The sequence below is a fragment of the Bacteroides sp. 3_2_5 genome (genome assembly GCF_000159855.2).
Lineage (GTDB): Bacteria > Bacteroidota > Bacteroidia > Bacteroidales > Bacteroidaceae > Bacteroides > Bacteroides fragilis.
Genome location: NZ_JH636045.1, coordinates 304,351 through 331,235 on the forward strand (window position 1 = coordinate 304,351; position 26,885 = coordinate 331,235).

Sequence of the window (26,885 nt, forward strand, 5' to 3'; positions counted from 1 at the left end):
GGATTTTTCATTTACTTTACCTAAATTTGCACTTTCGGAGTTGACAAATAGTCAATGAGTTATTGAAGCCGTCAATCCGTTAATCCGTAAAATTGTAACCGTATATTATAGAAATGTCTACCTACGCACCCTTTGCCAAGCCGCTATACGTAATGCTCAAGCCTGTAGGGGCTGTATGCAACCTTGCATGTGATTATTGTTATTATCTGGAAAAGTCCCGGCTTTATCAAGAAAATCCCAAACATGTGATGAGCGATGAACTGCTTGAAAAGTTTATCGAGCAATACATCAATTCGCAAACCATGCCGCAAGTACTCTTCACCTGGCACGGAGGAGAGACATTGATGCGTCCACTCTCTTTCTACAAAAAAGCAATGGAGTTGCAGAAGAAATATGCCCGTGGAAGAAGCATAGACAACTGCATACAGACTAACGGAACCCTGTTGACCGACGAGTGGTGTGAGTTTTTTCGTGAAAACAACTGGCTGGTAGGAGTCTCGATAGACGGTCCTCAAGAGTTTCATGATGAATACCGGAAAAACAAGCTTGGCAAACCCTCGTTTGTGAAAGTCATGAATGGCATCAATCTTTTGAAAAAGCATGGAGTAGAATGGAATGCCATGGCGGTAGTAAATGACTTTAATGCTGATTATCCGTTGGACTTTTATCACTTTTTCAAAGAATTAGGTTGCCATTATATTCAGTTCGCTCCCATTGTGGAACGGATCTTCCCGCATCAGGACGGACGTCATCTGGCCTCACTGGCACAGCGCGAAGGAGGAGAACTGGCAGAATTTTCCGTAACACCGGAGCAATGGGGAAACTTTCTCTGTACACTCTTCGATGAATGGGTGAAAGAAGATGTAGGCGACTATTATATCCAACTCTTCGATTCTACCCTTGCCAACTGGGTAGGCGAACAACCGGGAGTATGCTCCATGGCAAAAACATGCGGACACGCCGGCGTAATGGAATTCAACGGAGACGTCTACTCATGTGACCATTTCGTGTTTCCGGAATTCAAACTGGGCAACATTTACAATCAAACTTTGGTAGAGATGATGTATAGTGAACGCCAGACTGCTTTCGGACAAATGAAACAAAAGTCACTTCCCACCCAGTGTAAAGAGTGCGAATTTTTATTTGCCTGCAATGGTGAATGCCCCAAAAATCGTTTTTGTCGCACAGCAAATGGTGAACCGGGACTAAACTATCTGTGCAAAGGATATCATCAATTTTTCAAGCATGTGGCTCCTTATATGGATTTCATGAAAAACGAATTGATGAACCAGCGGCCGCCGGCCAATGTGATGGACGCTATCAAAGAAAACAAATTGATCATAGATTAAAATAGTAAAACAACGAATCATTCTAATTTTTTTACAAACTAATGAACAGACTCAAACTTTACTTACTGGCGCTGACTGCGCTGGCCGTTTGTTCCGCAAAAGCGGACGAGGGTATGTGGTTACTGCAATTAATGCAGCAGCAACACTCTATCGATATGATGAAAAAACAGGGACTGAAACTCGAGGCACAGGATTTGTATAATCCTAACGGAGTCTCACTGAAAGATGCCGTAGGTATCTTCGGGGGAGGATGTACCGGCGAGATTATTTCACCGGAAGGATTGATATTAACCAATCACCACTGCGGATACGCTTCCATCCAACAACATAGCTCTGTAGAGCATGATTATCTGACAGATGGATTTTGGGCAACTTCAAGAGACAAAGAATTGCCGACTCCAGGACTGAAATTTACATTTATCGAACGCATAGAAGACATTACGGATATTGTAAATTTAAGAATTGCCGCTAAAGAAATCACTGAATCAGAATCATTCAGCAGTACATTTCTTAATAAACTGGCTAAGGAGTTGTTTGAAAAGAGCGACTTGAAAGGAAAAAAAGGAATCGTTCCTCAAGCTTTGCCTTTTTACGCCGGAAATAAATTCTATATGTTTTATAAGAAGGTATATCCGGACGTACGTATGGTTGCCGCTCCTCCTTCATCAATCGGTAAGTTCGGTGGTGAAACAGACAACTGGATGTGGCCACGCCATACCGGTGACTTTTCAATGTTCCGTATCTATGCCGACGCGAATGGCGAACCGGCAGAATACAGTGCTTCCAATGTCCCCCTGAAAACCAAAAAACACCTGAACATCTCTATCAAAGGGCTGAAAGAGGGAGATTATGCCATGATTATGGGATTCCCGGGAAGCACCAGCCGTTATCTCACCGTCTCGGAAGTGAAAGAACGCATGGAGGCAAGCAATGCCCCCCGTATCCGTATCCGCGGAACCCGTCAGGACGTGTTGAAAGAAGCGATGAATGCCAGCGATAAAGTACGTATTCAATATGCCAATAAATATGCAGGTTCAAGCAACTATTGGAAGAACTCCATCGGCATGAACAAAGCTATCATCGATAACAATGTTTTGGGAACAAAAGCAGAACAGGAAGCTAAATTCGCTAAGTTTGCCAAAGAAAAAAATAATACCGACTACATGAATGTAGTGGCAAAGATCGACGAGGCTGTAGCTAAAACTTCTCCAATCAAATATCAACAGACCTGTCTGACGGAAACATTCTTCGGCGGTATTGAATTCGGTAGCCCATTTATGGTAATGGACAAACTGAAAGAAGCATTGGAACAGAAAAACGATTCAAGTATTGAAGCTAACATCAAAGTGCTGAAAGAGGTATTCAACGACATCCATAATAAAGACTATGATCACGAAGTAGACCGTAAAGTGGCCAAAGCCCTGTTGCCACTATACGCAGAAATGATTCCTGCCGGACAGCGTCCTGCCATCTACGATGTGATTGAGAAAGAGTACAAAGGCGACTACAATGCCTACGTAGATGCAATGTACGATACTTCAATTTTGGCCAATCAGGCAAACTTTGATAAATTCATCAAAAAACCGACTGTAAAAGCAATCGAAAAAGATATAGCCACTCAATATTCACGTGCCAAGTTTGACAAATACACCAATCTGGCCGAGCAAATGGGAAAATTGCCGGAAGAACTGGCTTTATTACACAAAACATATATCCGCGGACTAGGTGAAATGAAATTGCCTGTACCATCTTATCCGGATGCCAATTTCACTATCCGCCTGACCTATGGCAATGTGAAACCATACAGCCCGAAAGATGGGGTATATTACAAATACTACACAACAACCGACGGAATCCTTGAAAAAGAAAATCCGGAAGACCGTGAATTCGTAGTACCTGCCAAACTGAAAGAGTTGATCGAGAAAAAAGATTTCGGACGCTATGCATTGCCCAATGGTGAAATGCCGGTTTGTTTCCTGTCTACCAATGACATCACAGGCGGTAACTCCGGAAGTCCGGTACTGAACGAAAACGGCGAATTGATCGGTTGTGCATTCGATGGTAACTGGGAATCACTGAGCGGTGACATCAATTTCGATAATAACCTGCAACGCTGTATCAACCTGGACATCCGTTATGTACTCTTTATTCTCGAAAAGCTGGGAGGATGTGGACATTTGATTAACGAAATGACGATTGTTGAATAATGATGAAAAGAAACTTATTATCTGCTGCGTTTGCACTGATGGCATTGGCCGTCAGTGCTGACGAAGGAATGTGGATGCTGACTGACCTGAAAGCACAGAATGAAGCTGCCATGATGGATCTCGGGTTACAAATCCCTATAGAGGAAGTCTACAATCCGGATGGAATAGCTTTAAAAGATGCTGTTGTACATTTCGGAGGCGGATGTACCGGTGAAATCATCTCGGCGGAGGGATTGGTATTGACTAATCACCACTGCGGATATGGAGCAATTCAACAACATAGCAGTGTAGATCACGATTATCTGACAAATGGATTCTGGGCAATGAACCGGAACGAAGAGTTACCCTGCAAAGGGTTGACAGTAACCTTCATCGACCGTATCCTGGACGTGACAACCTATGTAAACGAGCAACTTAAAAAAGATGACGATCCCAACGGCATCAATTATTTGTCTCCCAAATATCTGGCAACGGTTGCCGACCGATTTGCAAAAGCAGAAAATATCCAAATCACTCCGGCAACACGTTTGGAGCTGAAACCATTTTACGGAGGCAACAAATACTATCTATTTGTAAAGACAGTCTACAATGACATTCGCATGGTAGGTGCCCCTCCTTCTTCGATCGGCAAATTTGGAGCTGATACCGACAACTGGATGTGGCCACGCCACACAGGAGACTTTTCTTTGTTCCGCATTTATGCAGACAAGAACGGTCAGCCGGCTGAATACTCTAAAGACAATGTTCCTTTACAAGTAAAGAAACATTTGACAATCAGCCTGGCAGGAGTTAAAGAAGGTGATTTTACATTTGTCATGGGATTTCCCGGACGCAACTGGCGCTACATGATTTCCGACGAAGTGAAAGAACGAATGCAAACAACCAACTTCATGCGCCACCACGTACGTGAGGCACGGCAGGCCGTACTGATGGATCAAATGCTGAAAGATCCGGCAGTACGCATACATTATGCAAGCAAATATGCTTCCTCCGCTAATTACTGGAAAAATGCCATCGGTATGAACGAAGGTTTGGTCCGACTGAAAGTGTTGGATACCAAAGAAAAGCAACAAGAACAACTGTTGGCAATGGGACGTGAGAAAGGCGATGACTCTTATCAAAAGGCTTTTGATGAGATACGCTCGATTGTGGCGCATCGTCATGATGCCATGTATCATCAGCAAGCCATCAGCGAAGCATTGGTAACGGCACTCGATTTCATGAAAATTCCTTCAACCGACGGATTGAAAAAAGCACTTGAAAGCAAAAATGCCACAAAGATTAAAGAAGAAACTGATAAGCTGAAAGCAGAAGCAGATAAATATTTCGCATCTGTTCCGTTTCCGGAAGTAGAACGACTCGTAGGAAAGAAAATGCTGGAAACCTATGCCGGATATATTCCGGAAGATCAGCAAATCGGTATTTTCAAAGTAATAGACAGCCGTTTTAAAGGGAACAAGGATGCCTTTATCGATGCTTGCTTCAAGTACTCGATCTTTGGTTCGAAAGAGAACTTCAACAAGTTTATCGCTCACCCCACTCTTAACAAACTGGATAAAGACTGGATGATCCTCTTTAAATATTCCATCACGGACGGACTGTTGAAAACGGCACTCGCCATGAAGGATGCCAATAAGAACTATGATGCAGCTCATAAAGTATGGGTAAAAGGTATGATGGATATGCGTCAAGTTGCCGGTACGCCTATCTATCCGGATGCAAACTCAACCCTGAGGTTAACTTATGGTCAGGTATTGCCGTACGAGCCCGCCGACGGGACAGTATACAATTACTATACAACACTGAAAGGGGTAATGCAAAAAGAAGATCCGGATAATTGGGAGTTCGTAGTGCCTCAAAAACTAAAACAACTGTATCATGCAAAAGACTTCGGACATTACGCGATGGAAAACGGAGAAATGCCTGTTTGCTTCATTGTCAATACAGACAATACAGGAGGAAATTCCGGAAGCCCGGTATTCAATGGAAAAGGGCAATTGATCGGGACCGGATTCGATCGTAATTATGAAGGCCTGACAGGAGACATTGCTTTCCGGCCTTCTTCACAACGTGCCGCAGTAGTAGACATCCGCTATACTCTATTTATTATTGATAAGTATGCAGGTGCCTCACACATCATCAAGGAGCTGGATATTGTAGAAGAATAATAAAAAGACAGGGTACACTTCCGTTCAAACGGCGTACCCTGTCTCTTTTGATTATCAATGAAGTTTTTTCTCAGTTTCAGCATCTGATATGCTATAAACTCTTGTCCTATATAAAATCCTCTACCAAATACATTTCTTCAACCAGGTCTTCCATGGTCTGTTCCAGGTTTTTTACCGCTTCTTCGGGTGAATCCCCATACGCATTACACTGCATATTTACAGTAAGCCAAGCATAATAACCGCCATCGGATGTGCGCTCAAGCATATAATCAGTCTTATTCAATTTCATATCGGAAAATAATTAGTTAATGTAGGTACAGTGACAGCCGAATGTTGATCAGCAAGTCGTTCAAGTTCTCCAATGATCTGTCGTTCACAGCTACGAACCCAACGAATAAATTCCCGGTTGGGAACATACGTTCCGGCAAAACGAAGCAACGACTCCAAATCGAAAGATTCTCCAATAATTCCGGCACCGGCCTGCCGGGCATCATAAGCATTGCAATCCTGCTCAATATGAGCAGGAACCATCAGTACAGGTTTGCCCAGATACATCGCTTCACAGATAGACTCAAAACCGGCCGTACTGGCATATGCTCTGCAACCGGCCATTCTATTAAGAAACTTCACATCATCAATCTGATGAAAACTCAGTGTGGCATCCACTTTAGTCACCTCGTCAGCATCCTGTTTATCCCAGAAAAAGTGCATAGGAATTTCAGGATGCAAGGCATGGAAAGCCTCTACACTATCTGCAAAACCTGAGTTAACCATATATCCGTGAATGTAGTTACCCTGTTCCGGCTGCATAGCGGTCACTTCCCTGCGAAGCAGAGGAGGAACAACGGATATCCGTTCAGTCCGGTCCGATTCCATTTTACGAAAAGAGAGTGCCAACCGCCTGCTAGCGCGCAGACTCGTCATCCGCGTGAAAAAGCGCAACATGGAGAGTTGAATCACACTTTTTCGGGGAAACTCAAAGTGGTTGTGCAAAAACAGATATTGGTGTCCGATGCAAACATAAGGAACGGAGGGACGGAAGAGTGCGTAGGTAAGTCCGGTCAGAAGTTCGTAGAAGTTGATCACAACTTCCGCCCCTGTTTCCTTAATGCGCTGATTGATATAACACATACTGCGAAAATATTCCGGTACGTGTATCAGATTGTATGCAAAACTCTTTTTCAGATCAGCCCGTTTATTTTCGGCTGTAGGCAAAAAATTCGGACTGGTGAAACGCTTTACCGGTGCCTGGATACTCCGGTTGAAAAAGCCGGGCAAGGTACGTGACGAACTTTTGCCGACAAGAACCTCCACTACCTGGTGCCCATTACGTAATAACATGTCTTCAAGGGTAATGGCTTGGGTGAAATGCCCTCTCCCCTCTCCTTGCACAATAAACAGAAATTTCATGATGCTATTGTTATGGATATAGTTTGTTTTTCCTTATGATTATCTTCCTTTAGTAATCCACTATCAAAATAGCGGATAGTCCAGTTACCATCTTCATCTTCAGTAAGAGCCGAAAGTGTTTCTACCCAGTCGCCTGAATTCAGATAATGGATATCTTCATAAAAAGTATTGGCAGGATGGTGAATATGACCGCATATCACGCCATCACACTTTTTAGCCCTTGCCAGGCCAACAAGCTCTTTTTCAAAATCAGAAATATAAGAAACGGCAGTCTTTACCCTATTCTTAATAGACTGGGAAAGGGAATAATAAGGTTTTCCCTGCTTCGTTCTGCGGAGATTGTATACCTTATTCAACCATAACAGAAAAGTATATCCTGTGTCGCCCAACTTAGCCAGCCATTTCATTTGAGTAGTCACCGTATCAAAAATATCTCCATGTGTCACATAATAACGTCTGCCGTGGCTTTCGTAGATACAGTCTTTCACAATCCGGATATTATAAAAATTCAGAGGGGCCAGATTATCTAGAAAATCATCATGATTACCACGAACATAAATCACTTGTGTCCCGAAATTCTCCATCATCTTCATTATTACTTTGAAGAAATCCGTATGTTTAGCTTTCCATTTACCCAAACCGCTTTTCTGCAAATGCCATCCGTCAATGATATCACCATTCAGAATTAAGCGATCACAATTTATTGATTTCAGGAAGTGAGTGACTTCCTCTGTCTTGGAGTGTTGAGTTCCCAGATGAATATCCGAGAGAACTACTGTGGGATAATACGTCCGTAAATGCATAACTTTTGTTTTTTTCGTTACGCAAAGATCCCGTTTCCGGATTACAGAAGGATGAATGTAAGGTTACTATATGATGAACAAAATCGGGACTTCTCTGTTATTATAATAAAACAAATAACTATATTTGCCCCCTGTAAACGAGGGCTCTATATTTATCAAAAGAAAGGAAAAATTATGGAAAAATTTGAAGATTTAATACAGTCACAAAGTCCCGTTTTAGTAGATTTTTTCGCAGAATGGTGCGGCCCCTGTAAAGCAATGAAACCGATTCTTGAGGATCTGAAACAGCAGGTAGGCGAGAAAGCCCGTATTGTAAAAATCGATGTGGACACACACGAAGAACTAGCTGTAAAATACAGAATTCAGGCTGTGCCGACTTTTATCCTTTTCAAAAAGGGAGAAGCTGTCTGGCGCCATTCCGGTATGATTCAAGCCAACGAACTGAAAGGAGTTATTGAACAATACACATAAAAACAAAGAATGAAGAAAGTATTATCATTAGTAGCTTTGGCCATGATCAGCACCATTATGTTTGCTGTAAACGATGGAGTCAAAGCAGATCAAAACAAAAAAGAGGCAAAGAGCGGTGAGGTTATCGTGATGAATAAAGAGATGTTTATCAACGATGTCTTTGATTACCAGAATTCAAAAGAGTGGAAATATAAAGGTGATAAACCTGCCATTATCGACCTGTATGCAGATTGGTGCGGTCCCTGCCGCATGACAGCCCCGATTATGAAATCGCTTGCTAAAGAATATGACGGAAAAATCGTAATATATAAGGTGAACGTGGATAAAGAAAAGGAACTGGCTGCACTATTCAATGCAACAAGTATTCCCCTCTTTGTATTTATCCCAATGGAGGGCGAACCCCAACTGTTTCGTGGAGCAGCAGATAAAGCCACTTATAAAAAAGCAATCGACGAGTTCCTGTTGAAACAGAAATAGGACTGAAAAAATTCAATAATAAAAAAGGCATGGTTTTCTCAACGGAACCATGCCCTTTTTATATGCTGCCGTCTTCACTATCTTCACTCCGAACGAATATCAAGTTATCAATAAAACAATTATTCCCTACATCTAAGATCGGGACATAAAAGCCCTGCCTATCTGATGTGTTTACCCAACCATCTAATATTCACCAGTTTGTTTCTTTTATATTTTGCTATTAAAAGCTTAGAATTAACATAGTGTTAAAGTTAGTCTTTTAACTGCAAAACATTAGTTATTTGGTAGCAAAGATCAAATCTTTTGGCACTAAGAAAATCAAGTATCTCCTGATAAATTAACACTGTTAACGAGATTGGCAGAACATCTGCCAAGACACATCATTTAAAATATCCAACCGGATGATTCATCATCGGCATTTGAGTATCCTTTAATTTCAAAGCAGTTTTGAGCCGTGCCAGATCCATCGATGCACGCGGGACTGTGGCCAGACGTGCAGCCGAACAGAACAACGAGATGTTTTGCGAAACAATCCCTGCATCCATAGCTCCCATCAATTGAACATGATTACTCTTCGCATCACCCAGCTTAGACAGATCACTGACCAGCACCAACGATACCGGCGCATTGTTGACAAAGGCCTGACCGCCAGCAACCGCAGAACGGTGATCTCCCTCAGAAATCAGATTGAGCTTATGCCCTTTAGCATCATACAGGTAAGTTCCTTGCGGAAGCACCACATATATGTCGATATCCTGACGATTCATGGCTGACGGAGCTGTACGTTTGCCTTCAGATGACCGGTTAATGCCATTGGCAGCCCAGAGTAAATCGGATAAATCGGTATTACTCAAAGCCTTCGAAGCATATTCACGAGTAGAATGACGTTCGGATAACGCTTTCATTAGCAGTCCGGCACGATTCATATCGGGCTTAGGTAACTGAATCGTCCGCTCGGCAGCATAGCTTGCTACCGACAAAAGCAGGAAACACACTAAAAACTGTAACTTTTTCATAATTATGTATCTTTTTAAGTAAAGTACAAATATAAAAGAATCATCAGTCAACATCTTTATTTCAAAAGAAAATTTAACAAAAAAGGCCTGTATCCCAAACCGGACACAAGCCTTTCTCTATAAATCATTTACGTAGATTATTTCTTACCGAAATAGCGGTTATAAAGTCCTTCGAAACCTTTACCGTGACGAGCTTCGTCTTTACACATTTCGTGTACGGTATCGTGGATAGCATCCAGATTCAAAGCTTTAGCACGTGTAGCGATACGTTTTTTGTCTTCGCAAGCACCGGCTTCAGCATTCATTCTCTTTTCAAGGTTTGTTTTAGTATCCCATACGCAATCACCCAACAGTTCAGCAAACTTAGAAGCATGTTCTGCTTCTTCCCAAGCATAACGTTTGAAAGCTTCAGCTACTTCAGGATAGCCTTCGCGATCGGCCTGACGGCTCATAGCCAAATACATACCAACTTCAGTACATTCGCCCATGAAGTGATTGTTCAGGTCTTTAATCATTTCCTCGTCACAACCTTTAGCTACACCGATTACGTGTTCGTCAACAAAAGTGAGTGCACCACCTTCTTCTTCAACAACTTCTACGAATTTGCTTGCAGGAGCTTTACACAAAGGGCATTTCTCAGGAGCTGCGTCACCTTCACAAACATAACCGCAGACAGTACATCTAAACTTTTTCATTTCGTCTTAATTTTAAATTAATTAGTCAATACGTATATCATTTAAACATTTCTTACAAACACCTTTATAATAGTAGTGCACTTCGCTTACTTCATGTCCATCCATTTGAAGGCCTTCCACTTGTTTCATCTCAACCTGGCATTTCAAATCATAAATACGCCCGCAACGTTTGCACAGAAAATGGGCATGTTGTGAAGTGTCCGCATCAAAATTGGTGTTCCGCTCGTCAATAGTAAGCATTTGTGCCGCTCCCTGCTCAGAAAACAGCCTCAAGGTATTATAGACTGTAGTCTTTGAAAGTGTTGGCATAGAGGGAGATAACTCCGTATATATTTCATCAGCCGATGGGTGTGTCTTATGTTCCATCAAATAGTTCATGATAGCAATTCGCTGCATGGACGGTTTGATGTTGTGCTCTAGTAATCGGTTGTATGATTCCATTTTCTTCCTCCTTTCCAAAATTGTATTTATTACAATTTTAAATCCGATGCAAAGATAAAGAGTTCTTTTATTTTCGCAAACAAAATACGAATATTTTTTTGATTAAACAGAAAAACGGCATACAAAATTGCTTTCGTATGCCGTTTCTTATGACAATAATATGTACGTATTAAATTCCTTTAGGGTTTTCACCGTATTGGTTGCTACCCGGCTGTCCGTCCTGAATAGTCAGGAAGAGATACCAAAGGCTGCCGATCACCGGTACGAAAGTGATAAACAACCACCATCCGCTTTTACCGATATCGTGCATACGACGTATACTAACAGCAATCATAGGCAGAAGCATAGCCAAATAATAAATACCTACAAATACGCAAATCGTACCCAAAATAGCATCAATAATACTTGCGACAATAGCAAAAATAGCCATGAACAAAACAAACATCCAGTATTCACGTCTTCTGGCTCTACCGTCGAAATCTTTCCACTTCTTTAAAACATCAATGTACTCTTTCATCTTTCAAATCTTTTAATAGTTAATAATTGTTGGTATTTTGTGTTTATTCCTATAAACTGCCACAAATATACTAACTACTATTTATATTTTTTATATGTTCTGCGTTTATTTTTAGCAAAAAATAAAAAAAGAGCTAGCTCTCACCCAACAACATAGTGCAAAAGCCCTATACAGGCCGATCTATAGTCCCCTGTTCCTCAACAAAGGTTCTATGCCCGGTTCTTTACCCCGAAAGTTCTTATACATATCCATCGCATCGTCGATGCCTCCGGGAGTGAGAATATAACGACGGAAACGGGAAGCCACTTCCTGATTAAACAGATCACCGGTTTCCTTATATGCTTCAAAAGCATCGCTATCTAACACTTCGGCCCAAATATAACTGTAATAACCAGCCGTATAGCCGCTGTTCATGATGTGATTGAAGTATGTAGTACGATAACGAGGAGGTATCTGACTTAGCAAGCCACGCTCTTTCAGCACAGCAGCCTCAAATTCAGTGACATCCATATTCCGGGGAATCTCTTTCAGTACATGGTAATCCATATCAAGCAGAGAAGCGGCAAGATATTCGGTTGTGGCAAACCCCTGGCCATACTTTCCACTCTTATCGAGTTTCTCAATCAATGCAGCAGGAATCACTTCACCGGTCCGATAATGTTTGGCATATATTTTCAGCACCTCCGGTTCGAATACCCAATGCTCCATAACCTGAGAAGGTAATTCCACAAAATCACGCGGTACACCGGATACGGCATGAAAGTGTACATCTTTAAACAAATTGTGGAGTGCATGGCCAAATTCATGGAATAAAGTACCGGCCTCATCGGCACTAAGCAGGGCAGGCTGTCCCGAAGAAGGCTTGGTAAAGTTACACACAATCGTAACTACCGGCGCCAAACGTTTACCGTCACGATAGGTTTGAGAACGATAAGTTCCGCACCATGCGCCTCCCCGCTTACTATTACGAGGGAAAAAGTCCATATACAGCACACCAAGATGGGTTCCGTCTTTATCTTTACACTCAAAAGCCTGTGCCTCTTCATGCGGTTTCGGAATGTCTTTAATTTCGGTGAAAGTAATGCCATAAAGTCTGTTAGCTACATAGAAAGCACCTTCACGCACATTATTCAATTCAAGATAAGGACGCACTTCATTCTCGTCTAAACTGAACTTGGCTTTCTTCGCTTTCTCAAAATAATAGCGCCAATCCCATCCTTCGGGGGTAAAGTTAGCGCCTTCCTTCTTTATTTCAGCCTGAATATCAAACAATTCCTCCTTGGCTTTCGCCACTGCAGGAGTCCAGATCTGATTCAGCAAACGATATACATTTTCCTCGTTCTTTGCCATGCGGTCTTCCAAAATGAAAGAAGCATAATCGGCATATCCCATCAATTTGGCTTTCTCCAGACGCAAAGCAACCAATTTTTTCACGATTTCATTATTATCAGCCTCATTGCCATTGTTGCCGCGATTGATGTATCCTTTAAAGATTTTTTCACGTAACTCGCGATTATCTGCATATTGCAAGAAGGGCATTACACTCGGATTGTGCAAAGTGAAAAGCCACTTCTCTTCCATACCTGCCCCTTTAGCCGCTTCGGCTGCGGATGCCACAAGACTTTCGGGTAATCCGGCGAGATCTTCCTTCTTATCAATCACCAACTCAAAAGCGTTGGTTTCTTTCAGCAGGTTCTGTCCAAAAGTCAATTGCAACATCGAAATCTCACTATTGAGTTGACGTAACTTCGCCTGATCCACAGAATCAAGATTAGCACCTCCACGAACAAACTTCTTGTAAGTTTCTTCCAGTAACTTATTCTGCTCCTTATCCAATCCCAGTTTCTCCCGACGTTCATAAACTTCTTTCACACGGGCAAAGAGAGCCGGATTCAGACTAATATCGTCCCGATGTGCCGAAAGCAACGGAGTAATCTCTTTATTAAAAGCCTGCATTTCATCGTTCGTATTACAACTGTTCAGCCCACTAAACACAGTACTCACCTTATTTAACAACTCTCCACTCTGATCGAATGCAGCGATGGTATTATCGAAATCGGGAACCGAACGCTGATTGACAATAGCATCTATTTCTTTTTTCTGTTCTTCCATTCCTTTCAGGAAAGCTTCTTTGTAATGCTCTATTTTAATCAAGTCGAACGGTGGAACACCGAAAGGAGTTGAATACTCTGCCAGAAAAGGGTTTCCGGCATCGGTGGCTGCTTTCTGTCCGGCTGTGCCGCAAGCAGTCATCACGGCGGCCATTCCGGCAGCCATAAGCATCTTCTTCATGTTTTTGTGCGATTTAATAATATAATGTATCAATTCAATTTTGACAAAAATACAAAGATTCGATTAAAATGTCTACTTTTGCAACAAGAAATGATAAACTCTAATAGAAAATGAACTACGGATTCGTAAAAGTTGCGGCGGCCGTTCCCCGCGTAAAAGTAGCAGATTGCAAATTTAATTCTGAAAGATTGGAGGGTCTTATTACCATAGCCGAAGGTAAAGGAGTACAGATTCTCACTTTTCCCGAAATGTGCATTACCGGATATACTTGTGGAGACTTGTTCGCCCAGCAACTTTTGCTTGAACAGGCAGAAATGGCTTTGATACAGATTCTAAACAGTACCCGCCAACTGGACATCATTTCCATACTGGGCATGCCGGTAGTAGTCAACTCCACAGTAATTAATGCTGCAGTAGTTATCCAGAAAGGCAAAATACTGGGAGTAGTGCCCAAAACTTACCTGCCTAATTATAAAGAGTTCTACGAGCAACGTTGGTTTACATCCGCCCTACAAGTCTCGGAAAACAGTGTGCGGCTTTGCGGACAGATTGTCCCGATGGGCAACAATCTGTTGTTCGAAACTGCGGAAACAACTTTCGGCATAGAAATCTGTGAGGACCTTTGGGCTACCGTTCCGCCCAGTTCCTCACTCGCACTGCAAGGGGCTGAAATCATCTTTAACCTTTCCGCCGATGACGAAGGTATTGGTAAACACAATTATCTTTGCTCTCTGATCAGCCAGCAATCTGCACGCTGCATCTCCGGTTATGTTTTTTCGTCGAGTGGCTTCGGTGAATCGACAACAGATGTTGTTTTTGCCGGAAACGGACTTATTTACGAAAACGGATATCTACTGGCACGAAGTGAACGTTTCTGCTTGGAGGAACAGTTGATTATCAATGAAATTGATGTGGAATGTATCCGTGCAGAGCGTCGGGTCAACACAACTTTTGCTGCCAACAAGGCTAATTGTCCGGGTAAAGAGGCTATCAGAATTTCTACAGAGTTTGTCAACAGTAAAGATCTGAACCTAACCCGTACATTCAATCCACATCCTTTTGTTCCGCAAGGAAGCGAACTCAACAGTCGCTGTGAGGAGATCTTCTCGATTCAAATAGCCGGACTGGCACAACGTCTGCTACATACCGGAGCAAAAACAGCCGTAATAGGTATTTCCGGAGGACTTGACTCAACACTCGCCTTATTGGTATGCGTCAAGACATTCGATAAATTGGGATTATCTCGCAAAGATATTCTGGGTATAACCATGCCGGGATTCGGAACAACCGACCGCACTTATCACAATGCCATCGACCTGATGAATTCCTTGGGAGTTTCAATACGGGAAATCAGTATCAGGGAAGCATGTATCCAACACTTTAAAGATATCGGACACGATCTCAATATACACGATGTAACATACGAGAATTCACAGGCACGCGAACGTACCCAAATCTTAATGGATATAGCCAACCAAACATGGGGTATGGTGATCGGAACCGGAGACCTGTCGGAACTCGCATTGGGATGGGCAACGTACAACGGAGATCATATGTCGATGTATGGTGTCAACGCAGGTATTCCCAAGACACTGGTGAAACACTTAGTACAGTGGGTAGCCGAAAACGGTATGGATGAAGCATCCAAAGCAACTCTGCTGGATATTGTGGACACTCCTATCAGTCCGGAACTGATACCGGCAGATGAAAACGGAGAAATCAAACAAAAAACGGAAGACCTCGTCGGTCCTTACGAACTACACGACTTCTTCCTGTATTATTTCTTACGGTTCGGCTTCCGCCCGTCAAAAATCTACTTCCTGGCACAAACTGCATTCAGTGGAGTTTATGATGATGAAACAATCAAAAAATGGTTGCAAACTTTCTTCCGCCGCTTCTTTAACCAGCAGTTTAAACGCTCTTGCCTGCCGGACGGACCGAAAGTAGGAAGTATATCCATCAGCCCCAGAGGAGACTGGCGCATGCCAAGTGATGCCAGTTCGGCTGCATGGCTGAAAGAAATAGCCGAATTGTAACAAAGACGATACCTCTTTTTAACATGACACTGCGATCTTTGCAGCATCATATTAAAAAGAGGTAAAGTTATGAAAAGACATCTTATTTTAGCATTTGCTTTATTGGCATCCAGTGTTGCCTTAAATGCAGTCAATTCATTGCCGGACGATGATAAATCCGACAATAAGAACAAAACAGAACTCAATTCTGTCGTCAAAAAGACATGGGAGTTCTACTCCGCCATCAAACAACCTTCTGCCGATGCACTGGCTAATGCGGGTAACTACAAATTCGGGCAAGAAGCCGGCTATCTCTATAACCAATTCATGAAGATCTATGTAGTCAGGGAAGAAGTGGTTCCCGGAGACCCTACCCGCCGTACCGTAATTCGCAAACCCACTATCTACAACGCAGTACGCTCCATCGAGAAACAGCTGAACAAAGAGCTCAAAAGCAACAAAATGACCAGAGAGCAAGTAGCTGCAGAATTCACAAATGTACTGAAAGTAGCGATTTCTGCCTATGATTCCGAAAGCGAATCATTTGAAGACGCTTTACAGACAAATCGCAAAAATGCAACCGACCTTCTCTCCGTATTTCAAAATGTAAAACTGACAGAAATCTAAAATTCTTTTTTTCAATAGGTAAATAAATATTAATGGCAAGTCTTGGGCAAAAGAAAACTTTTGCCCCCGCACTCGCCATGACTAAACACTCAATGATTAGTACTTATGAACAGTAAATTTCTCCTGCTACTCTGTAGTATGTTATTGTGCACTTCACTTGCATTCGCACAATCAATCAAAGTAACAGGTACAGTCACAGACAAAATGGGGGCAGTAATCGGTGCCACTATCATGGTGAAAAACTCATCAAACGGAACTGTCACCGATATAGATGGTCGTTACAGCATCGAAGTTCCTAAAAACGCAACACTACTATTCTCTTTCGTAGGTTACAGCACAGTAGAGAAAGAGGTAGGTAACAACACTGTAATCAATGTCGAACTGTCCGATGACATTCAGGCCATCGACGAGGTAGTGGTCACTGCAATCGGTATCAAGCAGCAAAAGAAGAAGATCGGTTACACAACCCAACAAATCAACAGTGAGGTATTGAATGCCACTCCCAGTCTGAATGTGGGCTCGGCCCTTTCCGGACAAGTAGCCGGTCTGTTGGTAGCCAACCCTACCGGTATTTTCCAGGCACCGAGTTTCAAACTGCGCGGCAACGCACCATTGGTTGTACTGGACGGAGTTCCGGTAGAAACCGACTTTTTCGACATCTCAAGTGAGAATATTGAAAGTGTCAATGTGCTAAAAGGTACGGCAGCCTCAGCTTTATACGGTTCACGCGGGAAAAACGGAGCAATTCTGATCACCAGTAAAACGGCCAAAAAAGAAGGCTTGGAAATCAACTTCTCTACCAACAACATGATCACAGCCGGCTTTGCAGTGCTTCCCGAGACACAACATCAATACGGTAGCGGTTCAAATGGTAAATATGAATTCTGGGATGGTGCAGATGGCGGCATTTCGGATGGTGACATGACTTGGGGACCCAAATTAAATGTAGGAACCAAAGTAGCTCAGTGGAACAGCCCGATCAGGGATAAAGTGACTGGAAAAGAGATTCCCTGGTGGGGAGATGTAAAAGGTACTCAGTATGATGACAAATCGCGCTATGAACGTATACCTATCGACTGGGTATCCCATGACAACCTGAAAGACTTTCTGCAAACCGGACTAGTAACCAACAATAATATCTCAATAGCTTATAAAGGAGAAAAAGCACGCTACTTCGTCACCGGACAATATGCTTACCAAAAAGGACAGGTGCCTTCTACTGAAATGCACAGTGGAGGTATCAACTTCAACTCTACCTTTGATCTGGCTAAAAACTTGCAGCTGGATGCCAATCTGGCCTACAACAAAATAGTTGCCCCGAGTTATCCGCGCTACGGATACGGACCTAAAAACCACATGTACACCATCGTTGTATGGATGGGAGACGATGTGAACGGTAAAGAACTCCAAAAACACAAATACGTTCCCGGGCAGGAAGGGTATCGGCAGGCAAGTTACAATTATGCATGGTATAATAATCCTTACTTTGCAGCCGAAGAGCTCCAGCAATCCGAAAGTCGGGATGTGGTGAACGGGCAACTCCGCCTGAATTATCAAATCCTCCCCAATCTGAACATACAGGGACGTGCCGCCTTACGCCAGAAAACAATTCTTCAGGAAATGAAAGTACCCAAAACTTACATGAACTACGGTGACTCCCGGGAAGGTGACTACAAAGTATGGAATGACCGTCAAACTAATGTAGACGCTGATGTACTGGCTACCTACACTCAAGATCTGACTCCGGATATCCTCTTCACCCTGAATGCCGGAACTTCGGTATTCTACCGTAATTACCGTCAGGAATATCAGTCTACCGACGGTTTGATTGTTCCATTCGTATACAGTATCAAAAACACACAAGGTCCTTCCATTACCGATGCCAACCGAAATGAAAAATCAATCCGTAGTATTTATGGATCAATCAACCTTGATCTTTACAAATATGCCTATCTGACGTTGACAGGACGTAATGACTGGTCATCTACTCTGGCAAAAGGCAGTAACTCTTACTTCTATCCTTCTGTCGCACTGAGTACTATGGTATCCGAATACATCAAATTGCCAACATTTATGGACTATCTCAAAATGTATGGTTCATGGGCGGTTGTCTCTACCGACCTGTCTCCCTACCAGATCATGTCCACTTATACAAAAGATTCCAATTACGGTTCGAATCCATCTATTTCCTACCCTTCTTCTCTGGTCAACTACTACATTAAACCTCAGAAAACGACATCCTGGGAAGCCGGATTGTCAACTGCATTCTTCCGTAACCGGTTATCTTTCGACCTGACTTATTATCATACGATCGATGAAAACCAGATTATCGACCTGAATATTTCGAATGCATCGGGTTTCACCAGCCGTAAAGTGAACGGTAACCAATATACCACCAACGGATGGGAAATCATGGCCAATGTACAGGCTATCAAAAATAAAGATTTTCAATGGGATTTCTCCTTGAACTGGAGTAAGAGTGTAAAAAAACTGACGGAAATATATGGCGGACAGAAAAAGTTCGGTGACCTGAAAGTGGGCGACCGTGCCGATGCATTTTACGGTTCACAATGGCAGAAAAGTGCTGATGGAGAATTGATTCTGGATGAAAACGGTATGCCTACCAAAGACGCATATAAACAATATCTGGGACATCTGGATCCGAACTTCCGAATGGGTATGCAAAATACTTTCCGCTACAAAGACTTCACACTGTCTGTCGATCTGGACGGCGCTTATAAAGGAGTAATCTATTCTGTATTGAGCGAAAAGTTATGGTGGGGAGGAAAGCATCCGGAATCAGTGGAGTACAGGGATGCACAATATGCCGTCGGACACCCGATATATGTACCCAATGGGGTAGTCGTAACCGGAGGAGAGCTGAAACGTGACATCGACGGTAATGTAATCTCTGACACACGCACCTACAAACGTAACACGACAGCGGTCGATTGGCAACAATGGTGCCAGAACTATCCTTATCAAGCTTATGTATCTTCGAAAGAAAATGCCAAATTTGCCAATGTATTCGACCGTAGCTACATTAAGCTCCGCCGAGTGGCACTGACTTACAACTTCACCAAACTACTTTCGAAACAAAGCCCCGTGAAAGGACTTACAGCTACAGTGTTTGGCAACAACCTAGCTGTCTGGAAAAAAGTCCCCTTTGTCGATCCGGACTACACCGGAGACAGCAACGACGGAGGTGCCAACGATCCAACCGCACGCTATATCGGCATGGGCGTCAACATAAAATTCTAAACGAATAAGAAACTAATAAGAAATTATAAAATGAAAAAGATAATATTACTCATCGTATCTGTGTGGATGTGCGTTTCCTGTGGAAATCTGGAAGAGATGAACATTGATCCGGACAATGCCACCCAGACCCACCCCAAACTCCTGCTTACCCAAATCTGCATGAATGCTTTTAAAAGAGGGACTGACGGAATGTATGCTACCAAAAAAGTAATTCAAGCCGACGGAGAGAGTGCAGATCAATATTACAAATGGACCCGCGGAAGTTTTGGCTACTATGACAATCTCCGCAATGTACAAAAGATGGGTGAAGAGGCAGAACGTATAAATGCTCCGGTGTATACGGCACTCACTAAGTTCTTCCGCGCCTACTACTTCTATGAACTGACCCTCCGTTTCGGAGACATCCCCTACAGTCAGGCCTTGAAAGGAGAAAAAGAAGAAATATACACTCCCGAATATGATGCACAAGAGGATGTTTTTGCAGGAATCCTCCAAGAATTGAGAGAAGCAGACGAAATACTGGCAAATGACGCATCTGTCATTGACGGAGACATCATCTATAACGGAAATAGCACCCAGTGGAGGAAACTGATCAACTCTTTTCGTCTGAAAGTGCTGATGACCCTCTCCAATCATACAACAGTAGGGAATATAAATATCGCTTCTGAGTTTAAAAACATTGCGACAAACAGCCCGTTGATGAATAGCCTGGCAGACAATGGACAGTTGGTTTACCTGGATCAGCAGGGCAACCGATATCCTCAATTCAATGCCCAATGGTCCGGCTATTATATGGATGATACATTTATCCAACGTATGCGCGCACGTCGGGACCCACGCCTGTTCATCTTCAGCGCACAGACCAACAAAGGAAAGACTGAAGGAAAACCTATCGACGACTTCAGCTCTTACGAAGGAGGAGACCCTGCCGCCCCTTATAGCGATGCTATTATCAAAGTTAGTGAGGGTACCATATCGCCCATCAACGACCGTTTCCGTACAGATCCGATTGTAGAGCCCACCATGCTGATGGGATATGCCGAACTACAACAAATTCTTGCTGAAGCTGTTGTACGGGGATGGATCAGTGGCAATGCACAAACGTATTACGAGAAAGGTATCCGCGCCTCATTCTCTTTCTACGAAACCCATGCAAAAGATTATGCCGGCTATCTGAACGAGAACGCAGTGGCCCAATATCTGAAAGAACCATTGGTTGACTTCACCCAAGCATCGGGTACTGAAGAGCAGATAGAACGCATTATCATGCAGAAATACCTGGTTACATTCTACCAAGGCAACTGGGATTCCTTTTACGAACAACTACGTACCGGCTACCCGGACTTCCGTCGCCCAGCCGGAACAGAAATCCCCAAACGCTGGATGTATCCGCAAGGAGAATATGATAACAACGGTACTAACGTAGAAACGGCTATTACACGCCAATTCGGTGCAGGAAATGACAAAATAAACCAAGCTACCTGGTGGCAAAAAAAATCATAGAATAAAATATATACTCTTAACCCATATTTATAATGAAAAAGATTATTTTAAGCAGCGTATTATTGCTATCCGGCTTCTTTATCCAAGCGCAACAAGCTCCCGATAAAATCAGCTTTAATTCCAATGGTGAATTTAAGATAGCACAATTTACCGATATGCACTTGGGACATGATCAGGAGAAAGACCGAATAGTGGGAGATATGATCAAAGAAGTACTTGATTCTGAAAAGCCTGACCTCGTGATATTTACAGGAGACAATACTACTATGGATGAAGTCCGGCAAGCTTGGGAAGCCATATCTGCCGAACTGTCGGCCCGCCGGATCCCTTGGACAGCCGTATTGGGAAATCATGATGACGAATATGCCGTAAAGCGTGATGAAATCATTCGTATCATCCGGGAACAACCGTATTGTATGATGAAACAAGTGGCAGAAGGAATAAAAGGAGAAGGTAACCATATTCTCCCTATTTACAGTTCGAAAGACGGAAATAAAACAGCCGCATTGCTTTATTGCCTGGACACAAATGCTTATTCGAAGATAAAAACAGTAAAAGGATATGACTGGATCGGACGATCTCAAATAGACTGGTACTCCCGCGAAAGCCGGAAGTACACAGAACGGAATGAGGGACAACCATTACCTGCATTGACCTTCCTCCATATTCCGTTACCGGAGTACACCCAAGCATGGGAATCGTTCGAAACCAAACGTTACGGAGACCGTAACGAAAAAGAATGCAGTCCCAATATAAACAGCGGTATGTTTGCCAATATGCTGGAATGCGGTGATGTTATGGGTGTTTTTGCCGGACACGACCACGTAAACGATTACATCGCTACTCTCTATAACATCGCTTTAGGATATGGACGAGCTTCGGGCGGAAAAAATACTTACGGAGATAAAACACCAGGCAGTCGTATCATCGTATTGAAAGAAGGTAAACGTGAATTCGATACTTGGCTTCGGGAAAAAGGAAATATGGCAAAACTGAATGTATGTACATATCCCGGCTCTTTTGTAAAAGAGAAATAGAAATCACTTTTATGAGTATTCAAAAAGAAACGGCTATAAAAACTTTTTAGGTGATTTACAGATTATCCCTCCAACCTATAATAAACACTTATCGAATTATAGTTGGAGGGATAAATTTATTTGGTAAAAAGTGAATCGTTACAAAACTCCTTTACTGGACGGCAATTCGAAATGATAGATATCCCTCTTCAACGCCATCTTCAACGCACGGGCCAGCGCTTTGAATATTCCCTCTATCTTGTGATGCTCATTCTGCCCCTCAGCCTTAATATTGAGGTTCATCTTGGCTGCATCACTCAGAGACTTAAAAAAGTGTAAAAACATCTCGGTAGGCATTTCTCCTATCTTTTCACGCTTAAACTCGGCATCCCATACTAACCACGGACGTCCTCCGAAATCCAGGCATACCCTGCAAAGGCAATCATCCATGGGCAAAGCATAACCGTAACGTTCAATTCCTCTTTTACTACCCAGCGCCTGATAGATACACTCACCCAATGCGATAGCCGTATCTTCGATGGTATGATGTTCGTCTACCTCGAGGTCCCCCTTCACCCGGATCGTTAAATCCATACCGGAATGTTTACCAATCTGCTCAAGCATATGGTCAAAGAAACCTAACCCGGTAGAAATGTCACAAGTACCCTTACCATCCAGATTGAGAGCTACTAGGATATCGGTTTCTTTCGTTGTCCTGCGTATTTCTGCTCTCCGCTCTCCTGCAAAAAGGAACTCAGCCACCCGATCCCAATCAGTAGTGGCAAGAGCACAATAAGTTTCCAGTCCCTTTTCTTTCAGCAAATCAATGGATTCCTGAAGGTAAATGGCACGGCAACCTATATTTTTGGCCAATTCTACATCTGTCGGACGATCTCCAATGACAAAGCTGCCCTCCAGATCATATTCCGGATTGGAAATATACTTAGTCAACATTCCTGTACGCGGCTTCCTCGTAGAAGCACAATCTTCGGGCATACTACGATCTATCAGGATATCATCGAACGTAATACCTTCTCCGGCCAGAGTTTTCAACATCAGATTGTGCGCCGGCCAAAAAGTTTCTTCCGGGAAAGAAGAGGTGCCCAAACCATCCTGATTGGTCACCATGACAAACTCAAAATCAAGTTTACTGCGAATAAAGCCCAAATTGCGGAAAACTTTAGGATAGAATTCAAGCTTCTCCAGTGAATCGAGCTGATAGTCGACAGGCGGCTCAATGACAAGCGTGCCATCACGGTCAATAAAAAGTACTTTCTTTTTCATTTTTCCTATTGATATTTTTTCAGTGCTCCAATCAGTTTGGCATTCTCAGCCCGTGTACCTACAGTCACACGAAGGCAGTTGCCACACAATGATATGGAATTTCGATTACGTACAATAATACCCTCTCCCACCAGATAATTATAAATTTTCACAGCATCGGTCACACGTGCCAGAAAGAAGTTGGCATTCGATGGAAATACCTGTAATACGCAAGGCAACTCAACGAAAGCTTCTTCCAGATACCCCCTCTCCTCCTTCAATGTTTTTACCCAGCGTTCTATTTCGTAGTATTTGTGGAGCATTTCTATAGCTTGTTGCTGAGTCAGCTGATTCACATTATACGGATACTTGATTTTATTCAAAACACCGATAATCCCCTCGGAGGCAAAAGCCATCCCCAAACGAATAGCTGCACAACCAAACGCTTTTGAGAAAGTCTGTAAGATAATCAGATTCGGATACTTATCCAACTCTGACAAAAATGAGGGTTCATCGGAAAAATCATTATAAGCCTCGTCCAGAATGACCAATCCTTCGAAATCATTGATCACCTTTATTATCTCAGACCGAAGCAGATCATTTCCCGTCGGATTATTGGGTGAACAAAGGAAAATCATCTTAGTCCGTTCATCCGCAACTGCCAACAATTCATCGGCAGAAAACTGAAAATCATCGTGAAGCAGCACTTTGCGGTATTCCACATCATTGACATCGGCGCAAACCTGATACATGCCGTACGTAGGATCGATAGCCACCACATTGTCTCTGCCCGGCTCACAGAAAGCACGAAACACCAAATCAATAGCCTCATCACTGCCATTTCCCAGAAAGATATGGGCAGGAGCTACTTTTTTTATTTTGGACAATTCCAACTTCAGATCCCGTTGCATCGGATCCGGATAGCGATTGTGCGGCAGGTTATACGGGTTTTCGTTAGCATCCAGAAAAACAGATGCTGCCGCCCCACTATATTCATCACGGGCCGAAGAATAGGGTTTTAGTCTCCAGATATTCGGACGGGTTAATTCTTGCAATGTTTTCATTTTCTTATCTCCTCCAATCTAACAGTTACCGCATTTTTATGTGCATCCAGGTGTTCATTGGCAGCCATCACCTCGATAGCCGGGCCAATAGCCGACATTCCACTGGGAAGTATCTCTTGAAAAGTGATCTTACGGATGAAACTGTCCAAGCTCACTCCACTATAGGCTTTGGCATAGCCGTTGGTAGGTAAAGTATGGTTAGTTCCCGAAGCATAATCACCTGCGCTTTCGGGAGAGAAGGCACCCAAAAATACCGAACCGGCATTTACTATCTGTCCGGCTACTTCCATATAGTCCTTCGTCTCAATAATCAGGTGCTCAGGAGCGTAAGCATTGGTAAGTTCCAAAGCTTCCTCCATATCCTTCACCAATATCAACTTACTGTTGGCCAAAGATTTTTCGGCAATATCGCGACGGGTTAGATAGCCTAATTGGCGTTCGACCTCGTAAACGACTTCCGTTTGTAGCTTCTCAGAAGTCGTAACCAGCATCGCCTGACTATCCACTCCATGTTCCGCCTGAGAAAGAAGATCGGCAGCCACAAACACCGGGTTGGCAGATTCGTCAGCCAGAACCTCTACCTCCGACGGCCCCGCAGGCATATCAATGGCGACATCCCGCAGGCTGACAAGTTGCTTGGCAGCGGTGACATACTGATTGCCGGGACCAAAGATCTTATAAACTTTAGGAATACTCTCTGTCCCGTAAGCCATAGCGGCAATGGCCTGTACTCCACCAACCTTAAAGATTTTGCTGACTCCAGCCAGACGAGCGGCAAACAGGATAGCAGGATGTACCTTTCCATTCTTATCAGGCGGTGTACAAAGTACAATCTCTTTACATCCGGCAATCTTAGCAGGTATAGCCAACATAAGCACAGTGGAGAATAGAGGGGCTGTCCCTCCGGGGATATACAATCCGACCTTTTCAATAGCAACAGCTTTTTGCCAGCAAGTAACACCTTCCATCGTGTCCACCTTTTTCCCCTCAAAACGCTGTGCAGAATGAAATGTCTCAATATTACGTTTAGCCAGATAAATAGCTGCCTTCAGTTCGATGGGTACCTCCTTTTCTGCTTCTTCTATTTCCGCAGAAGTAACAGCCAATGAGGTGAGTTCAGCTTTATCAAACACAGCCTCATATTCCATGACCACCCGGTCCCCTCCGGCTCTCACACGGTTAATAATATTGCGTACAGTATCGAAAAGATTTTCTGTCTCAAGTATAGGACGCTTCAAGATCTCATTCCATTGCGACCGATCCGGATATTTAATCAGTTTCATAATTTTTAATTTAAGAGTTCAACCAACAGATTTTCCTATATAATCATCTTCTCAATAGGCAACACCAAAATACCTTCCGCTCCCAGCGCTTTCAGCTTACCTATGATCTCCCAAAACCGTTTCTCATCGAGCACTGTATGTACAGAGCACCAACCATCTTGTGCCAACGGCATCACAGTAGGACTCTTCATACCCGGTAGCACAGCAATAATATCTTCCAGTTTATCTTTAGGAGCATTCATCAGTACGTACTTTTTATCTTCAGCAGTTTTCACAGCATCCATGCGGAAAAGCAATTCGTCCAATATCTCTTTTTTCTCCTTACTCATATTCTTGTTGCCTATCAGCAAAGCTTCTGATCTCATTACGACCTCCACTTCTTTCAGACGATTGCTGACCAGAGTAGAACCGGAACTGACAATATCGAAAATAGCATCCGCCAATCCGATGCCGGGAGCAACTTCTACAGAACCGGTAATGACATGCACTTCAGCCTTCACCCCGTTACTTTTCATAAAAGCATCTAAAATTCCGGGATAGGAAGTAGCTATCTTCTTTCCGTTAAACCAACTCAAACCGGGATATTCAATGTCTTTGGGCATAGCCAAAGACAAACGGCATTTGCTAAACCCGAGACGCTTAATGATTTCGGCATCTTCCTGCCTCTCTACAAATTCGTTTTCTCCTACTATACCCAGGTCGGCAACTCCTGTAGCTACAGATTGGGGAATATCATCGTCACGGAGAAAAAGTACCTCAACCGGAAAGTTGGACGATTGTACGAGTAAAGTACGTTTGGTTGTGCTCAGTTTGATGTCTGATTCTTCAAGAAGGGCCATCGTTTCTTCAAAAAGACGCCCTTTGGCTTGTACTGCGATTCTTAACATAATTACAATATCTTAATTTACAATTTATAATTCGATATATAGAAAATAAAAAAGGCTCACCTTATCGGTAAGCCTCGTATTCTATCATATATATATACACAATACCATCTTGCCCACCGA

The 26,885-nt window shown here is 43.1% G+C and carries 22 protein-coding genes; 10 read left to right on the forward strand and 12 right to left on the reverse strand.

Features of this window, described 5'->3' with window-relative positions; genetic code table 11:
• The first annotated feature begins 113 nt into the window (after positions 1-113).
• From BSHG_RS03590 to BSHG_RS03580, 3 genes are read left to right on the forward strand one after another with little or no spacing between them, the layout of a single operon-like run.
• Entirely contained in the window at positions 114-1,349 is a 1,236-nt protein-coding gene (locus BSHG_RS03590) for an anaerobic sulfatase-maturation protein (RefSeq protein WP_005789094.1), read from the forward strand.
• A 41-nt stretch (positions 1,350-1,390) separates the two neighbouring features.
• Positions 1,391-3,556: a S46 family peptidase gene (locus BSHG_RS03585; RefSeq protein WP_005789096.1), complete on the forward strand. Its 2,166-nt coding sequence runs from the start codon at positions 1,391-1,393 to the stop codon at positions 3,554-3,556.
• Positions 3,556-5,724 carry a S46 family peptidase gene (locus BSHG_RS03580; RefSeq protein ID WP_008661032.1) on the forward strand — a complete coding sequence of 723 codons (2,169 nt, stop codon included), beginning with the start codon at positions 3,556-3,558 and terminating at the stop codon, positions 5,722-5,724. The genes BSHG_RS03585 and BSHG_RS03580 overlap by 1 nt, the downstream gene beginning before the upstream one ends.
• A gap of 106 nt (positions 5,725-5,830) precedes the next feature.
• Here the strand turns inward: BSHG_RS03580 and BSHG_RS03575 are convergent, their stop codons facing one another.
• From BSHG_RS03575 to BSHG_RS03565, 3 genes are read right to left on the reverse strand one after another with little or no spacing between them, the layout of a single operon-like run.
• Complete coding sequence (locus BSHG_RS03575; RefSeq protein WP_005789100.1) at positions 5,831-6,013, reverse strand: type II toxin-antitoxin system HicB family antitoxin; 183 nt, start codon at positions 6,011-6,013, stop codon at positions 5,831-5,833.
• Positions 6,010-7,134 (reverse strand): glycosyltransferase family protein, encoded by a 1,125-nt coding sequence (locus tag BSHG_RS03570; RefSeq protein WP_005798764.1) that lies wholly within the window; start codon positions 7,132-7,134, stop codon positions 6,010-6,012. Before BSHG_RS03570 ends, BSHG_RS03575 begins: the two co-directional genes overlap by 4 nt.
• Complete coding sequence (locus BSHG_RS03565; protein WP_008661037.1) at positions 7,131-7,937, reverse strand: UDP-2,3-diacylglucosamine diphosphatase; 807 nt, start codon at positions 7,935-7,937, stop codon at positions 7,131-7,133. Before BSHG_RS03565 ends, BSHG_RS03570 begins: the two co-directional genes overlap by 4 nt.
• Positions 7,938-8,111: 174 nt before the next feature.
• Between BSHG_RS03565 and trxA the strand changes: the two genes are divergently transcribed.
• Positions 8,112-8,408 (forward strand): thioredoxin, encoded by a 297-nt coding sequence (gene trxA / locus BSHG_RS03560; RefSeq protein WP_008661040.1) that lies wholly within the window; start codon positions 8,112-8,114, stop codon positions 8,406-8,408.
• 9 nt (positions 8,409-8,417) lie between these two features.
• On the forward strand, positions 8,418-8,885 hold the full coding sequence (locus BSHG_RS03555) for a thioredoxin family protein (protein ID WP_005789107.1): 468 nt from the start codon (positions 8,418-8,420) through the stop codon (positions 8,883-8,885).
• Positions 8,886-9,265: 380 nt separating this feature from the next.
• On the opposite strand, the gene BSHG_RS03550 is transcribed toward BSHG_RS03555, so the two are convergent.
• The 5 genes from BSHG_RS03550 to BSHG_RS03530 all read right to left on the reverse strand — a co-directional run bounded on the left by BSHG_RS03550 (position 9,266) and on the right by BSHG_RS03530 (position 13,846).
• On the reverse strand, positions 9,266-9,901 hold the full coding sequence (locus BSHG_RS03550) for a SagB/ThcOx family dehydrogenase (RefSeq protein ID WP_008661044.1): 636 nt from the start codon (positions 9,899-9,901) through the stop codon (positions 9,266-9,268).
• Between the two features lie 137 nt (positions 9,902-10,038).
• A complete protein-coding gene (locus BSHG_RS03545; protein WP_005802932.1) occupies positions 10,039-10,596 on the reverse strand; it encodes an NADH peroxidase in 558 nt (185 codons plus the stop codon).
• A gap of 21 nt (positions 10,597-10,617) precedes the next feature.
• The gene (locus BSHG_RS03540; RefSeq protein ID WP_005802930.1) at positions 10,618-11,037 is read right to left on the reverse strand and encodes a Fur family transcriptional regulator; all 420 of its coding nucleotides are present in this window, start codon (positions 11,035-11,037) and stop codon (positions 10,618-10,620) included.
• A gap of 169 nt (positions 11,038-11,206) precedes the next feature.
• A complete protein-coding gene (locus tag BSHG_RS03535) occupies positions 11,207-11,554 on the reverse strand; it encodes a DUF805 domain-containing protein (RefSeq protein WP_005789114.1) in 348 nt (115 codons plus the stop codon).
• 180 nt (positions 11,555-11,734) lie between these two features.
• Entirely contained in the window at positions 11,735-13,846 is a 2,112-nt protein-coding gene (locus tag BSHG_RS03530) for a M3 family metallopeptidase (protein ID WP_008661046.1), read from the reverse strand.
• A 110-nt stretch (positions 13,847-13,956) separates the two neighbouring features.
• Here BSHG_RS03530 and BSHG_RS03525 point away from each other — a divergent pair, with 110 nt between their 5' ends.
• From BSHG_RS03525 to BSHG_RS03505, 5 genes are all read left to right on the forward strand, one after another.
• Positions 13,957-15,882, forward strand: coding sequence for an NAD(+) synthase (locus BSHG_RS03525; protein WP_005789117.1), 1,926 nt, complete (start codon positions 13,957-13,959; stop codon positions 15,880-15,882).
• A gap of 69 nt (positions 15,883-15,951) precedes the next feature.
• Positions 15,952-16,488 carry a hypothetical protein gene (locus tag BSHG_RS03520; protein WP_005789118.1) on the forward strand — a complete coding sequence of 179 codons (537 nt, stop codon included), beginning with the start codon at positions 15,952-15,954 and terminating at the stop codon, positions 16,486-16,488.
• Positions 16,489-16,593: 105 nt separating this feature from the next.
• Positions 16,594-19,749, forward strand: coding sequence for a SusC/RagA family TonB-linked outer membrane protein (locus tag BSHG_RS03515; RefSeq protein WP_032497490.1), 3,156 nt, complete (start codon positions 16,594-16,596; stop codon positions 19,747-19,749).
• A gap of 30 nt (positions 19,750-19,779) precedes the next feature.
• Entirely contained in the window at positions 19,780-21,252 is a 1,473-nt protein-coding gene (locus tag BSHG_RS03510; protein WP_008661050.1) for a SusD/RagB family nutrient-binding outer membrane lipoprotein, read from the forward strand.
• 32 nt (positions 21,253-21,284) lie between these two features.
• Positions 21,285-22,289, forward strand: coding sequence for a metallophosphoesterase family protein (locus tag BSHG_RS03505; protein WP_008661051.1), 1,005 nt, complete (start codon positions 21,285-21,287; stop codon positions 22,287-22,289).
• A gap of 138 nt (positions 22,290-22,427) precedes the next feature.
• Here the strand turns inward: BSHG_RS03505 and hisB are convergent, their stop codons facing one another.
• From hisB to hisG, 4 genes are read right to left on the reverse strand one after another with little or no spacing between them, the layout of a single operon-like run.
• Positions 22,428-23,552 (reverse strand): bifunctional histidinol-phosphatase/imidazoleglycerol-phosphate dehydratase HisB, encoded by a 1,125-nt coding sequence (gene hisB, locus BSHG_RS03500; protein ID WP_005789124.1) that lies wholly within the window; start codon positions 23,550-23,552, stop codon positions 22,428-22,430.
• Between the two features lie 5 nt (positions 23,553-23,557).
• Positions 23,558-24,595, reverse strand: coding sequence for a histidinol-phosphate transaminase (gene hisC / locus BSHG_RS03495; protein WP_005802912.1), 1,038 nt, complete (start codon positions 24,593-24,595; stop codon positions 23,558-23,560).
• A complete protein-coding gene (gene hisD, locus BSHG_RS03490) occupies positions 24,592-25,878 on the reverse strand; it encodes a histidinol dehydrogenase (protein ID WP_008661052.1) in 1,287 nt (428 codons plus the stop codon). The genes hisC and hisD overlap by 4 nt, the downstream gene beginning before the upstream one ends.
• 35 nt (positions 25,879-25,913) lie before the next feature.
• A complete protein-coding gene (hisG, locus tag BSHG_RS03485) occupies positions 25,914-26,765 on the reverse strand; it encodes an ATP phosphoribosyltransferase (RefSeq protein ID WP_005789131.1) in 852 nt (283 codons plus the stop codon).
• Between the last annotated feature and the right edge of the window lie 120 nt (positions 26,766-26,885).

Coding starts and splice junctions, on each gene's coding strand:
- BSHG_RS03590 (WP_005789094.1), top strand. CDS start 114: ATGTCTACCTACGCACCCTTTGCCAAGCCGCTATACGTAATGCTCAAG.
- BSHG_RS03585 (WP_005789096.1), top strand. CDS start 1,391: ATGAACAGACTCAAACTTTACTTACTGGCGCTGACTGCGCTGGCCGTT.
- BSHG_RS03580 (WP_008661032.1), top strand. CDS start 3,556: ATGATGAAAAGAAACTTATTATCTGCTGCGTTTGCACTGATGGCATTG.
- BSHG_RS03575 (WP_005789100.1), bottom strand. CDS start 6,013: ATGAAATTGAATAAGACTGATTATATGCTTGAGCGCACATCCGATGGC.
- BSHG_RS03570 (WP_005798764.1), bottom strand. CDS start 7,134: ATGAAATTTCTGTTTATTGTGCAAGGAGAGGGGAGAGGGCATTTCACC.
- BSHG_RS03565 (WP_008661037.1), bottom strand. CDS start 7,937: ATGCATTTACGGACGTATTATCCCACAGTAGTTCTCTCGGATATTCAT.
- trxA (WP_008661040.1), top strand. CDS start 8,112: ATGGAAAAATTTGAAGATTTAATACAGTCACAAAGTCCCGTTTTAGTA.
- BSHG_RS03555 (WP_005789107.1), top strand. CDS start 8,418: ATGAAGAAAGTATTATCATTAGTAGCTTTGGCCATGATCAGCACCATT.
- BSHG_RS03550 (WP_008661044.1), bottom strand. CDS start 9,901: ATGAAAAAGTTACAGTTTTTAGTGTGTTTCCTGCTTTTGTCGGTAGCA.
- BSHG_RS03545 (WP_005802932.1), bottom strand. CDS start 10,596: ATGAAAAAGTTTAGATGTACTGTCTGCGGTTATGTTTGTGAAGGTGAC.
- BSHG_RS03540 (WP_005802930.1), bottom strand. CDS start 11,037: ATGGAATCATACAACCGATTACTAGAGCACAACATCAAACCGTCCATG.
- BSHG_RS03535 (WP_005789114.1), bottom strand. CDS start 11,554: ATGAAAGAGTACATTGATGTTTTAAAGAAGTGGAAAGATTTCGACGGT.
- BSHG_RS03530 (WP_008661046.1), bottom strand. CDS start 13,846: ATGAAGAAGATGCTTATGGCTGCCGGAATGGCCGCCGTGATGACTGCT.
- BSHG_RS03525 (WP_005789117.1), top strand. CDS start 13,957: ATGAACTACGGATTCGTAAAAGTTGCGGCGGCCGTTCCCCGCGTAAAA.
- BSHG_RS03520 (WP_005789118.1), top strand. CDS start 15,952: ATGAAAAGACATCTTATTTTAGCATTTGCTTTATTGGCATCCAGTGTT.
- BSHG_RS03515 (WP_032497490.1), top strand. CDS start 16,594: ATGAACAGTAAATTTCTCCTGCTACTCTGTAGTATGTTATTGTGCACT.
- BSHG_RS03510 (WP_008661050.1), top strand. CDS start 19,780: ATGAAAAAGATAATATTACTCATCGTATCTGTGTGGATGTGCGTTTCC.
- BSHG_RS03505 (WP_008661051.1), top strand. CDS start 21,285: ATGAAAAAGATTATTTTAAGCAGCGTATTATTGCTATCCGGCTTCTTT.
- hisB (WP_005789124.1), bottom strand. CDS start 23,552: ATGAAAAAGAAAGTACTTTTTATTGACCGTGATGGCACGCTTGTCATT.
- hisC (WP_005802912.1), bottom strand. CDS start 24,595: ATGAAAACATTGCAAGAATTAACCCGTCCGAATATCTGGAGACTAAAA.
- hisD (WP_008661052.1), bottom strand. CDS start 25,878: ATGAAACTGATTAAATATCCGGATCGGTCGCAATGGAATGAGATCTTG.
- hisG (WP_005789131.1), bottom strand. CDS start 26,765: ATGTTAAGAATCGCAGTACAAGCCAAAGGGCGTCTTTTTGAAGAAACG.